The 13,116-nt window shown below is 63.5% G+C and carries 8 protein-coding genes; 2 read left to right on the top strand and 6 right to left on the bottom strand.

Annotated features, from left to right (window positions below; genetic code table 11):
• Positions 1-50 precede the first annotated feature (50 nt).
• Genes PZN02_RS27335 through fdnG form a run of 3 tightly spaced genes read right to left on the bottom strand, consistent with a single transcriptional unit; the run spans position 51 to position 4,798 of the window.
• Entirely contained in the window at positions 51-761 is a 711-nt protein-coding gene (locus tag PZN02_RS27335) for a formate dehydrogenase subunit gamma (RefSeq protein WP_280662079.1), read from the bottom strand.
• Positions 758-1,699 (bottom strand): formate dehydrogenase subunit beta, encoded by a 942-nt coding sequence (fdxH, locus tag PZN02_RS27330; RefSeq protein WP_280662078.1) that lies wholly within the window; start codon positions 1,697-1,699, stop codon positions 758-760. Before fdxH ends, PZN02_RS27335 begins: the two co-directional genes overlap by 4 nt.
• A 12-nt stretch (positions 1,700-1,711) precedes the next feature.
• Positions 1,712-4,798, bottom strand: a complete 3,087-nt coding sequence (gene fdnG, locus PZN02_RS27325) for a formate dehydrogenase-N subunit alpha (RefSeq protein WP_280662077.1) — start codon at positions 4,796-4,798, stop codon at positions 1,712-1,714.
• A 610-nt stretch (positions 4,799-5,408) separates the two neighbouring features.
• Between fdnG and selD the strand changes: the two genes are divergently transcribed.
• Positions 5,409-6,461 (top strand): selenide, water dikinase SelD, encoded by a 1,053-nt coding sequence (selD, locus tag PZN02_RS27320; protein WP_280662076.1) that lies wholly within the window; start codon positions 5,409-5,411, stop codon positions 6,459-6,461.
• Between the two features lie 71 nt (positions 6,462-6,532).
• Here the strand turns inward: selD and PZN02_RS27315 are convergent, their stop codons facing one another.
• Both PZN02_RS27315 and PZN02_RS27310 read right to left on the bottom strand, forming a co-directional pair.
• Complete coding sequence (locus tag PZN02_RS27315; protein ID WP_280662075.1) at positions 6,533-7,480, bottom strand: pyridoxamine 5'-phosphate oxidase family protein; 948 nt, start codon at positions 7,478-7,480, stop codon at positions 6,533-6,535.
• 125 nt (positions 7,481-7,605) lie between these two features.
• Positions 7,606-8,217, bottom strand: coding sequence for a glutathione S-transferase family protein (locus PZN02_RS27310; protein WP_280662074.1), 612 nt, complete (start codon positions 8,215-8,217; stop codon positions 7,606-7,608).
• Positions 8,218-8,337: 120 nt separating this feature from the next.
• Between PZN02_RS27310 and PZN02_RS27305 the strand changes: the two genes are divergently transcribed.
• A complete protein-coding gene (locus PZN02_RS27305; RefSeq protein WP_280662073.1) occupies positions 8,338-9,243 on the top strand; it encodes a LysR family transcriptional regulator in 906 nt (301 codons plus the stop codon).
• A 51-nt stretch (positions 9,244-9,294) separates the two neighbouring features.
• Here PZN02_RS27305 and PZN02_RS27300 read toward each other — a convergent pair whose 3' ends face one another.
• Positions 9,295-12,909 (bottom strand): hydantoinase B/oxoprolinase family protein, encoded by a 3,615-nt coding sequence (locus PZN02_RS27300; RefSeq protein ID WP_280662072.1) that lies wholly within the window; start codon positions 12,907-12,909, stop codon positions 9,295-9,297.
• Positions 12,910-13,116 lie beyond the last annotated feature (207 nt).

Raw genomic sequence — 13,116 nt, 5'->3', positions numbered from 1 at the left:
GTTTCGAGCGGGACGCGGGCGGAAAACCGCACACACTTTCCTCATCCCGCCTATTCGGCTGCGGTCCTCTTCTCGTCCTTCGCAGGCGGCGGCTTGGCGACCAGTTCGCGCAGCCATTTGCGGTGGTACCGCCACGCCCAGCCGCCGGTGACGGAGCCACGTACCATCCCGCGTATCGTACCCTTTACCCAGATCGCTGCATAGACATGGGTGATCCAGACGCTGATCGCGAGGATGGCGGCGATCGAGTGCACGAGAACGGCCCATCGCTTCTGCTCGATGGTGGTGTACGGCGCAAAATATTCATCCCATATGACGATGCCGGACGTGATCAGCACGATGATCAAAACCGACATCGACCAGAAGACGAGCTTCTGCCCGGCATTGTACTTGCCGATTTCGGGCAGGCGTTCGTCGTGAGCGGTGAGTACATCGCGCACCCGCGCAAGCCAGGTTCCGTCCTCGCGCTTCCAGAGATTGAGCTTCCAGAAACGCAGGAACAGCCCGAGGAAGCTGAAGAACAGGACGACGCCGATCCACGGGTGGATGGCGCGTACCAGCTGGCCCCCGCCGAACAGCGCCGACAGGAAGAAAAGCCGCGGGTGGAACAGAGAGAGGCCCGAAAGCGCGAGCAGCACCAGACTGCCGGCCGTAATCCAGTGATTGATCCGCGCCCCTCCGGTGTAACGATCGACCATGACTGGCTTGCCGGGGTGCACGCTATTGCCCTTGCCGACGTCAGATTCCGTGTTGGTACTCATGAGGAACGATCTCCCGTGAGCCTCTCAGCGGCCTCCTCGTCCTCTTCGGTAACGCGGTTGGGGCCGTTGACCATGTAATGCAGGAAGCCGGTGACCGCCGCGACGCCCATGACGGCGAGGCCGGCATATTTGGTCATCCCCTTCCAGGCCTCGACGATCGGGCTGATCGTCGGGTTGTTGGGAAGGCCGGCGTAAATCTCCGGCTTGTCGGCATGGTGCAGCACATACATGACATGCGTGCCGCCGACGCCCGGCGGATCGTAAAGACCGGCATTGGCAAAGCCGCGGGATTTCAGGTCGGTGATGCGCCCTTCCGCATGCTTCTTCATCTCCTCCTTGGTGCCGTAAACGATCGCTTGCGTCGGGCAGGCCTTGGCGCAGGCCGGGCCCTGGCCGACGGCGATGCGGTCGGAGCAGAGCGTGCATTTGTAAGCGGTGTGGTCGACCTGCGAGATCCGCGGAATATTGAACGGGCATCCCTTGATGCAATAACCGCAGCCGATGCAGTTCTCATGGACAAAATCGACGATGCCATTCGAATACTGCACGATCGCGCCGGGTGCGGGGCACGCCTTGAGACAGCCCGGATCCTCGCAATGCATGCAGCCGTCCTTGCGGATCAGCCATTCGAGATTGTTCGTCTCCGGGTTCTCCCATTCGGTGAACCGCATCAGCGTGAACATGTCCGGCGTCAGGTCGTGCGGGTTTTCGAAGACGCCCACATTCTCCTCGATCTCGGGATGGGTGTCGTTCCACTCGATGCAGGCCGCCTGGCAGGCCTTGCAGCCGATGCATTTGGAGACGTCGATAAGCTTGGCGACTTCGGTCTGGCGCTCGGCGGGCGGCGTCACGTTCGACGCCGAGCGCCGCATCAGGTCCTGTTCGCCGAACTTCGGGCTTTGAGGTCCGGTGCTGGGATTTGGGACGGGCGGGAACATGGCTCTAGCTCCTCAGGCCACCGGCCCTGCAATGGGCTCGATATTGACCAGAAACGCCTTGTATTCCGGCGTCTCGATGTTGGCGTCCCCGACAAACGGCGTCAGCGAGTTCGGGCCGAAGCCCTTCCTGGCCACGCCGGTAAAGCCCCAATGCAACGGTATACCGACGACGTGGATGGGTTTGCCGTCGCAGATCAGAGGCTTGATCCGCTTGGTAACCATGGCCTTGGCCTCGATCGAACCGCGCTTGGACCAGACGTGCACCCAGCCGCCCTTGGTGATGCCCTTCTCCGCCGCCAGTTCCTCCGAGATCTCGACGAAGAACTCCGGCTGCAGCACGGCGTTCGTGTGGACATGCTTCGTCCAGTAGTGGAAGTGCTCCGTCAGGCGATAGGACGTCGCCGCATAGGGGAACTCTTCCGAGGCGGTCTCGGCAAACTGCTCGAAATCCCCTTTGAATACCCGCGCCGCGGGATTGCCGCGCACATTCGGGGCGACGAGATTGCCAAGCGGGGATTCAAACGGCTCGTAGTGCGCCGGGAACGGACCGTCTCGCATCATGCCCCTTGTGAAGAGGCGCGAGACGCCTTCCGGGTTCATGATGAACGGCCCGACTTCGCCGGGCTTCGCCGTCGGCGCGATATCGGGCACGTCGTAACCCGCCCATTTCGCGCCGTCCCATTCGATCACCTTGCGGCTCGGATCCCATGGCTTGCCGTTAAGGTCCGCCGAGGCCCTGTTGTAGAGGATGCGGCGGTTGGCCGGCCAGGAGAAGGTCCATTTCGAATAGGCGCCGGTCTCGTCCGGGTCCGACGTGTCGCGCCGGGCCATGTTGTTGCCGTTCTCGTTGAAGCAGCCGGAATAGACCCAGCAGCCGCACGTGGTCGAGCCGTCGTCGCGCAGCGCCGCGAAGCCGGGCAGGAGCTTGCCGGCTTCCGCCAGCACCTTCGTCGGATCGGCGGTGTCGTAGACGGTTGAAAGCGCCTTGCCGTTGATCTCCTTGGCGAGCTCCTCGGCGGTCGGCTCGTTCGGATCGGCATAGGCCCATTCGAGATTGACGATCGGGTCGGGGAATTTCCCGCCCTCCTTGCGGTAGAGCTCCTTCAGCCGCACATGGATCTGCGCCATGATCCAGTTGTCGGTCTTTGCCTCGCCGGGAGGCGTGCCGCCCGGCCAGTGCCATTGAAGCCAACGGCTGGAATTGGTGAGCGAGCCTTCGTCTTCGGCGAAGCAGGTGGAGGGCAGTTGGATGACCTCCGTCTGGATCTGCGAGGGATCGACATCGTTGTACTCGCCGTGGTTCTCCCAGAAACGCGCCGTCTCGGTGTCGAGCGGATCCATGGTGACGAGGAACTTGAGCTTCGACAGCGAATCCGTCACCTTCTTGCGGTTCGGGGCGGCAAGCAGCGGGTTGAAGCCCTGGCAGAAGTACCCCGTCATCTTGCCCTGGCCCATGAGCTCGAGGGCGCGCAGGATGTCATAGCCCGAGACGTCGAGCTTCGGCAGCCAGTCATAGGCGAAGTCGTTCTGCGGCGTCGCTGCCGTGCCCCACATCGCCTTTTGGAAGCTGACGAAGAACTTCCTGTAGTTCTGCCAGTAGCTCATCTGGTTGGGTCTGAGCGGCTTGAAGCCGCGCGTCGACATGTAGGTCTCGAGATCGACCTCCTTCTCGTTCGGTATCGTCAGATAGCCGGGGAGCAGGTTCGACATCAGCCCGACATCGGTGAGCCCCTGGATGTTCGAGTGGCCGCGCAGGGCATTCATGCCGCCGCCGCGCACCCCGATATTACCGAGGATCAGCTGCAGCATTGCCATGGCGCGGATATTCTGCGAGCCCTTCGAATGCTGCGTCCAGCCGAGCGCATACATCGAGGTCATCGCCTTGGTCGGCGACGAGCATTCGGAGACCATTTCGGCCACTTTCAGGAACTTGTCCTTCGGCGTGCCGCAGATGCGCTCGACCATTTCGGGGGTGTAGACGGAAACGTGCTCCTTGAGCAGGTTCCATACGCAGCGCGGATTCGCCAGCGTGTCGTCCACCATCGCATAGCCGTCGGGGCCGATGACATAGTCCCAGGTCGATTTGTCGTAATCGCGCTTGGCCTCGTCATAGCCGGTGAACAGCCCGTCCTTGTAGGCGAAGCCGTCCTTGACGATGTAGCTGGCATTGGTGAACGCCTTGACATAATCCCACTGCACCTTGTCGTTCTGCATGCAGTAGTTGATCACGCCGAGCAGGAAGGCGATGTCCGTGCCCTGGCGGATCGGCGCATAGAAATCGGCGACCGATGCGGAGCGGGTGAAGCGGGGATCGACGACGATCAGCTTCGCACCGCGATTGGCCTTCGCCTCGGTCACCCATTTGAAGCCGCACGGATGCGCTTCTGCGGCATTGCCGCCCATGATGATCACGAGGTCGGTGTTCTTGATGTCCGTCCAGGAGTTGGTCATTGCGCCGCGGCCGAATGTTGGAGCCAAACTGGCTACCGTAGGGCCGTGTCAGACACGCGCTTGGTTGTCGAAGACCAGCATCCCGGCACTGCGGACGACCTTGTAGGTCTCCCATGCCGTTTCGTTCGTTGTCGCGGAGGCCGCAAGGAAGCCGGTCGTTATCCACCGGTTCACCGGCACGCCCGCCTCGTTTCTCTCGACGAAATTGGCGTCGCGGTCGTCCTTCATCAGCCGGACGATCCGATCGAGAGCCTCATCCCAGCTGACCCGTTCGAACTTGTCCGACCCGGGTTTGCGGATCATCGGATATTTCAGCCGGGTTTCGGACTTGACGAAATCGAGCAGCGCCGCGCCCTTCGGACAGAGCGTGCCGCGATTGGTCGGATGATCGGTGTCACCCTCGATATGGATGATTTCCGCCTGCTCGCCCTTCGTCCGGTCGCCCTTCGAATACATGATCACGCCGCAAGCGACGGAACAATAGGGACAGGTGTTGCGGGTTTCGGTCGTGCCCACGAGCTTGAAGGCGCGGATCGCTTCGGCATGCGCGGCTTCGATTTCACCGAAGCCCAGAGATCCGAGCGCCGTAGCCGCCGCCCCGGCACCGACGGCACCCAGGAATTGGCGCCGCGAGAGTTCCATGTTCATAGCATGACACCTCCCTGAAACCGGCCTTGCCGACGAGGGCATGCCGGAAAAATTGGTCCCGCCTCTGACAAGAAAGACGTAAAACCGGCACTGCAAGTTTAAATCTTAGTCCTCCCTATCCTATTGTCAAATCGATAAGAACTACAAATCACGAGCATGATATTCCACTTACATCTAAATTGACTCGCGCGTGTATAAAGCGCCGAGAACACAATCGGACCGCACCGGTGTTTCAGCGTTTTCTCTCACATCTCCGTGAACCCCACTTGATCGTTGCTGGCGAGTGCTCCCCCGCAAATTGACGCGCTCACCAGGATCAACCATAGTAACATTATGGGCTTGCACGCCGCTCCCGAGGTTCGGGGCATTGCGCACTGGCTGTCACCACAGGACGCCGCCGAAGCGGTGGGCCCTTCCGGCCCGCGCCCGACGCATTTCCGGTTTTCCGCGAAATTTTCATCCGGCCTGCTGCACCGCGCGTCTCATCAGACGCGCAAAGGTCGCCGTAGCACTTTGATTTGCTGCATGATTTCCCCCTGTTCGACTCCGATTCAATTCACGCAATCGCGCGGCGTCACGCGCGGTCCATACGAAACATTGGGAGGCAACCATGGATACCGCGACTTTGCCGCGCCTGACGGCGCTTGCCCATGGCGGCGGCTGCGGCTGCAAGCTGGCGCCATCCGTCCTGCAGCAGCTGCTTGCCGATCAGCCGGCGGGCGGGCCTTTTTCCCGGCTCATCGTCGGCACCGAGACAGGGGACGACGCCGCCGTCTGGCGGCTCGACGATGAGACCTGCGTGATCGCCACCACCGATTTCTTCATGCCGATGGTCGACGATCCCTTCGATTTCGGCCGGATCGCCGCGACCAACGCCATCTCCGACGTCTATGCCATGGGCGGAAAGCCGATCATGGCGCTCGCCATTCTCGGCATGCCGATCGACAAGATGCCGGCAGAAATGGTGCGCGAGATCCTGAGGGGCGGCAGCGCGATCTGCGCCGAGGCCGGCATTCCGGTCGCCGGCGGCCACTCGATCGACTCGCCGGAGCCGATCTACGGTCTCGCGGTGATCGGTACGGGCTCCTCGTCCAGCATTCGGCGCAACAGCGGCGCGCGCGCCGGCGATGCGCTGATTCTAACGAAGGCGCTCGGTGTGGGGATCTATTCGGCGGCGTTCAAGAAGGGCGCGCTGCCAACGGATGCCTATGCCGAACTCCTCCAGTCGACGACGCTCCTGAATCGTGTCGGCGCCGAGCTCGCCAAACATTCTCACGTCCATGCCGTCACCGATGTCACCGGCTTCGGCATTCTCGGCCACGCGCTCGAGATGGCGCGCGGATCGAACAAGCGGATAGCGATCGACGCGGACGCCATTGCGCTCTTTACCCGTTGCGCCGAACTCGCAGAGCAGGGCTTCGTCACCGGCGCATCGCACCGGAACTGGGCAAGCTACGGCGCGGCCGTCGTTCTGCCGGACGATCTCCCGGCATGGCGGCGCCACATCCTCACCGATCCCCAGACCTCCGGCGGTCTTCTCGTATCATGCCGCGCCGATCAGGCGGACGCACTGCTCGAAGAGATCTTGGCCGCAGGCTATCCCGCAGCCCGGACCATCGGGGTCGTCGAGGAAGGCGAGCCGGGCCTGCGCGTCACGGCCTGACCCGCGATTGTCGACAAAAGCGAAAGCGCGTCTGCGAGCTGAGCCGAACGAAAGCCATGCGAAGGCGCACGCTACCACGTGCCGGTGGCGAGCGCGAAGGGTGACCATTCGGCAAAATCGTAGCGGATCGGCAGCGCGTCCGGCCGCCAGACGATACGGCGCGGACGGAAACGCCAGTAGCGCTCTGCCCCTTCGAGAGGCTTGCCGTCGGGGTGATCGAACATGAGCTCGGCCGCGCCGGTCATCTGCAGCAGGCCGCCCGTCGAGAAGTCCGGGAAGACGAGTCCGGCGCGCGGATTAAGAGCGATATTGCCGAGCGTGTTGAAGAAGCGGTTGCCGATAAAATCCGGGATCGTCAGCCAGCCGTCTTCGCCAACATCGACGAACCCCGCGCGGCCGCCGCGATGGGAAACGTCCACCTGCCGACCGCCGGGAAGGTCCGCATAGGTGGCGACGAAGAAGGTGTCCGCTTGCCGGATCAGGGCGCGGGCGGGTGCATCGAGCTCTGAGCTCCAGGTGGGAGCCGCCGCCGGCGGCTCCCACGGATCGCGGACGAACTGCACCTGGCGGAGCTGGATGTATTTCGGGCAGTTGCCGAAGCTCTGGCCGACGCTCAAATCGAACCCTCGCGGATGCCGGCTGAGGATGCCGTTCAGCCGGTTGCGGCGGCGCGTGGCGAGATCGATGCCGAGGAGGGCGAGCGAGGCGCCATCCTCCATGCCTGCCTCGGTCGGGTCCGCCGGCTCTCTGGCGAGATCGACGGTGAGCCGGTGAGCGTCCGGCGCATGGAGGAAGTCGGGGCGCCCCGCCCGGAGCGTCGCCCACACGTCGCCGTCCTGGTCGACCGCCCCCAGCACCACCATTGGCAGGAGGGGATAGAATTCGCGGTGCTGGTCGATCAGATGGTCGCGCAGGACCCGGCGGCCGACCTCGTCCATGCGCGCTTCCACGCCGAACCGCGTCTGCAGCGCAAGCTCGCCCGCATGCCAGGGCGAAGGATCGACGAGGGGACTGTCCATGACTTGTGCCTCCCTAGATCACGATAATTTTCGTCGTATCGACCCAGAATCATAAACGTGATCGATTCTAATAAGTTAGAGCGGGATGCGGGCGGAAAACCGCGCACACTATTCCTCATCCCGCTCTATGCTGCCAGACCGACAGGCGTCTTCTGGAAATCGACAAAGCCCGGCAGCGCCTCGATGCGGCTCAGCCAGGCGCCGATGTTGGGATAGGGCTGAAGATCCACGTCACCTTCCGGCGCGCTTGCCACGTAGCTGTAAAGCGCGACATCGGCGATGGTCGGACGGTCGGCAGCAATCCAGCTCCGGCCCGCAAGCGCCGCCTCGATCAGCGTCAGGATCGCATGGGCGCGGGGAATGACCTCTTCCGGCCGATAGGGCGCCTTGAACACGTTGATGAGGCGCGCCTGCGCCGGGCCGTGGGCGATCTGGCCGGCGGCGACCGAAAGCCAACGCTGAACGGCGGCCGCGCCCTCGGGGTCTTCGGGCAGCCAGTCCGTGCGTCCCGTCTTCTTCGCGAGATAAACGAGGATGGCGTTGGAATCCGAGATGATCGTACCGCTGTCATCAAGAACCGGAACCTGGCCGAAGGGGTTGAGAGCGAGGAACTGCGGCTCCTTGTGCTCCTTCCTGGCGAGATCGACGAGCACGAGTTCGTGTTCGATTCCGATCAGCGAGAGAAAGAGCCGGGCGCGATGCGCATGGCCGGACAGCGGATGATGATAGAGCTTCATGCTTGCCTCCTGGAAAGATAAGAACGACACCACGATGATTGTTAAACGCAAAGTTGATAAGCGCCCAGAAAAACACTAGACCATTTCACTGAACGCAATAATGCGCGACGCGGAAAACTCATGGATCGCTGGCAGGCAATGCGGATCTTCGTGCAGGTGGTGGAAAGCGGCGGGTTTGCGCCCGCCGCCAAGATGCTGCACATAAGCCCGCCATCGGTGACGCGGGCGATTGCGAGACTGGAGGAGATGATCGGCACGCGGCTGCTCGTCCGCACGACCCGTTCGCTGAAGCTGACGGCGGCGGGCGAAGGCTACGCGGCCGATTGCCGGCGTATTCTGGCGGAGATTGCCGAGGCGGAGGCCAATGCGGCGGGCAGCTTCACGCATCCGGCGGGGTTGCTTACGGTGACGGCGCCCGCCCTTTTCGGGCGCATCCACGTGCTCCCCGTCGTTCTCGATTTTCTCGATCGCTACCCCGCCTTGCAGGTGAAAACCATCTTCGTCGACCGGGTGACCAACCTGGTCGAGGAAGGGTTGGATGTCGCCGTGCGCATCGCGGCGCTTCCCGCCTCGGGCCTCATCGCTCGCCGCGTCGGCTCGGTCAGGCAGGTGCTCTGCGGGTCGCCGGATTATTTCGCCCGCTTCGGCGAGCCGTTGGCGCCGCAGGATCTTGTTCATCACCGGATCATCGGCCGGGAAGGTCTTTTCGGCCATTCGGAATGGCTGTTCGGCCGTGACAGCAGCATTCGCGTTCCGATCAGCGCCCGCCTCATCGTCAACACCAATGACGCAGCCATCTCTGCCGCGGTCGCCGGTTGGGGAGTGTCGCGCTTTCAGTCGTACCAGGTGGCGCCGGAGATAGAGGCCGGCCGGCTCAAGGCGGTGCTTGCCGACTACGAGCGCGCGCCGGTGCCGATCCACATCGTGCACGCGGAGGGGCGCATGGTTTCCGCCCGGGTGCGTGCGTTCGTGGATTTCGCGGCCGAGCGCCTTCGGCGCCGCGCGGGCGTGAATGCCGCTCCTTGAAGAAGAGTAGAGGCGGGCAAGGCAAGCCGCGCCTCCGGCCGGCAGTCCGCCTCACGCTTTTCCATAGCCGCCGCCGGTCGGCGTCACGACGGTGAAGGCCTCGCCCGCCTCCAGGACCGTGTGGGCGCAACCCGGCAGTTCCTCGATACGGCCGTCATTGCGCCGAACGCTGTTGCGGCCGAGTTCGCCCGGCTCCCCGCCCTTCAACCCGAAGGGCGCGACACGGCGGTGGCCGGAGAGGATAGCGAAGTCCAGCCGCTCGCGGGCGCGAATAGTGCGCTTGGTGCCATTGCCGGCCGACCATTTTCCGCGGCCGCCGGAACCTTCGCGAATATGGAAATCCTCCAGCACCACTGGGAACCGGGTTTCGAGAATTTCGGGATCCGTGAGCCGCGAATTGGTCATGTGGGTGTGGACCGCGTCGGCGCCGTTATAGCCGGGACCGGCCGGGGCGCCCGAGCAGATCGTTTCGTAATACTGGTAGTTCGCATTGCCGAAGGTCAGGTTGTTCATCGTCCCTTGCGCGGCGGCCTGCGCCTCGACGGCGCCGAACAGGCAATTGGTCACCGCCTGGCTGACCTCGACATTGCCGGCGACGACGGCCGCCGGATAGCGTGGCGTCAGCATCGTGCCTTCCGGGATAATGATACGGATCGGGCGCAAGCAGCCGGCATTCATCGGAATATCGGCTTCGACCAGCACCCGGAAGACATAGAGCACCGCGGCGCGCGTCACCGGCGCCGGCGCGTTGAAATTGTCCGAACGCTGCGCGGAAGTGCCGGTGAAATCGACCGTAGCCTCTCGGCTTTCGCGATCGACGGAGATCTTCACGACGATCCGGCAGCCCTGGTCCATCTCGTAGGAGAATTCGCCGTCGCGCAACTGGTCGAGCACGCGCCGCACGCTTTCGGCGGCGTTGTCTTGAACGTGGCCCATATAGGCCTCGACCACGTCCTCACCGAACTGGGCGATCATCTTCTTCAGTTCCGCCACACCCTTCTCATTGGCAGCGACCTGCGCCTTCAGGTCGTTGACGTTCTGCAGGATGTTGCGCACCGGATAGCGCGCGCCGCTCAGAAGCTTCTCCAGTTCCTCCTCGCAGAAGCGGCCGCGGTCGATGAGCTTGAAGTTGTCGATATAGACGCCCTCCTCCTCGATATTGGTCGCAAGCGGCGACATCGACCCCGGCGAAATGCCGCCGATGTCCGCGTGATGGCCGCGGCTTGCGACCCAGAAGCGGATCTCGCGGCCGGCATCATCGAAGACCGGCGTGCAGACCGTCAGGTCCGGCAGGTGCGTGCCGCCGTTATAGGGCGCGTTGATCAGGAACACGTCGCCCGGATGGATGAGCGGGTTTTCGCGGATCGCGGTCGCAACGGAAGCATCCATGGATCCCAGGTGCACCGGCATATGCGGCGCATTGGCGACGAGGTTGCCGTTGTTGTCGAAAACCGCGCAGGAGAAATCGAGCCGCTCCTTGATGTTGACCGAATAGGCGGTGTTCTGCAGCGTGACGCCCATCTGTTCGGCGATCGACATGAAGAGGTTGTTGAAGATCTCCAGCATCACCGGATCGGCCTTGGTGCCGATGGCTGTGCGTTCCGGCAGCGGCTTGATGCGCGTGAGAACGATGTGGTCCTTTGCCGTGAGCTCCGCCTGCCAGCCATCCTCCACGACGATCGTCTGGTTGGCTTCGATGATGATCGCCGGACCCGCCAGCCTCTGGCCGGGCGAGATTTCCGAGCGCAGCGCCACCGGCGCATCATGGAATTCGCCTTGCGAATAGAAGCGGGTTCGCCGGCTAAGGACGGGCTCGCCAGCCGTCACCGTCAGCCCCTCCGTTTCCATCTGCGCGGCTCCTCCCCCGACGGCCTCGACTTCGACGGCGTCGATTACCAGCGGCTTGTTCTCAGCGATGAAGCCAAAGCGGCGCTTGTGCAGGAGCTCGAATTCGGAGCGCAGCCGCGTCGCATCGTCCTGCTCCGGGAAGCTCGCTTCGACGGCGAGAACCGTGTCCGTGCCGGCATAGCGGATGTGGGCGCGCAGATGAGTGCGCGTGCGCTCGCGGCCGATACCCTGCGCCTGGAGTTCGGCAAGGCACTCGGATTGCAGTTCAGCGCCGAGAGCGGCGAGCGCAGCCGGCGCCGCATCGTCGAGGGCGACGCCAAGCGCTTTCTGCCGGGTGGCGCGGATATCGGCGAGGCCCATGCCGTAGGCAGACAAAAGGCCCGACATCGGATGCAGGAGAATGCTTGTCATGCCGAGCGCGTCCGCCACCAGGCAGGCGTGCTGACCGCCGGCGCCGCCGAAGCAGCTCAGCGCATAGCGGGTCACGTCATAGCCGCGCTGGACGGAAATCTTCTTGATGGCCTCGACCATGTTGGCGACGGCAATACGGATGAAGCCGTCGGCGACCTCTTCCGCGCTCCGCCCGTCGCCGATCTCCTTCGCCAGCGCCGCGAAGCGCGTCCGCACAGTCTCGACGTCGAGGCGCTCGTTCTGCTCCGGTCCGAACAGCGCCGGAAAGAATTCCGGCATCAGCTTGCCGAGCATCACATTGGCATCGGTGACGGCAAGCGGGCCGCCATTGCGGTAGCAGGCCGGGCCCGGATTGGCGCCGGCCGAATCCGGCCCGACGCGAAAACGCTCGCCGTCGAAATGGAGGATCGAGCCGCCGCCGGCGGCGACCGTATGGATCAGCATCATCGGCGCGCGCACGCGCACGCCGGCGACCTCGGTCTCGAAGGCGCGCTCATATTCGCCGTCGAAATGGGCGACGTCGGTCGAGGTTCCACCCATGTCGAAACCGATGATGCGGTCGAATCCCGCCGCCTCTCCGGTCTTCGCAAGGCCGACGACACCGCCGGCCGGTCCGGAAAGGATCGCATCCTTGCCCTGGAACATGCCCGCCGCCGTCAGGCCGCCGGACGACATCATGAACATGATGCGCGCCCCGGAGCGCTTGACGTCGAGTTCGTCGGAGACCTGCGCCACGTAGCGGCCGAGCACCGGCGAAAGATAGGCGTCGATGACGGTGGTGTCGCCGCGGCCCACATATTTGACCAGCGGCGAGACCTCGTGGCTGACCGAGACCTGCTCGAAACCCATCGCGCGAGCCAGCCGCGCTACCAGCGCCTCGTGGTCGGGAAATTTGTAGGCGTGCATGAAGACGATGGCGATCGCCCGATAGCCCTTTGCCTTCAGGTCTTCGAGCGCGCGTCGTGCCGCATCTTCACTCAAAGGCTGCTCGATCGTACCGTCGGCGAGCACGCGCTCGTCGAGTTCAACGATATCCTGGTAGAGCGCCTCCGGCTTGATGATTTCGGTCGCAAAAATCTTCTTGCGCTCCTGGTAGCCGATCCTCAGCGCATCGCGGAACCCGCGCGTAGTAATCAGCGCGAGCCGCTCGCCCTTCCGCTCGAGAAGCGCGTTGGTGGCGACGGTCGTTCCCATCCGCACCTCGTCGATCAGGCCGGCCTGTATAGGTTCGCCCGCCGGAAGCTTGAGAAGCTGCCGGACGCCGTGCACCGCCGCATCGCGGTAAGCCTCGGGATTTTCGGAGAGAACTTTCAGCGCATGGAGCGCGCCCGCAGGGTCGCGGCCGATGACGTCGGTGAAGGTGCCGCCGCGATCGACCCAAAAATCCCAGGTCCCGGTTCCGCTCATCTTCACTCCCTTTATTTGCCGTATCCGCTTCGACAGCGCCGCGCGTCTAGTCAGACGCGCAAAGGACGCTGTCGCACTTTGAATAGCTGCATGTTTCCCTAAATCGGCTACGACTTGAGGAAACATGCAGTGGCCCACTGAAACCGGATAAGATGCTCAAGATCAATCCGAAATCGTCGCGGTCAGAGTCGCGATAACGCGAGGGAG

The organism is Sinorhizobium garamanticum (assembly GCF_029892065.1).
In the GTDB taxonomy this organism is placed as follows: domain Bacteria; phylum Pseudomonadota; class Alphaproteobacteria; order Rhizobiales; family Rhizobiaceae; genus Sinorhizobium; species Sinorhizobium garamanticum.
This window is presented reverse-complemented; position numbering and strand designations above follow the sequence as displayed.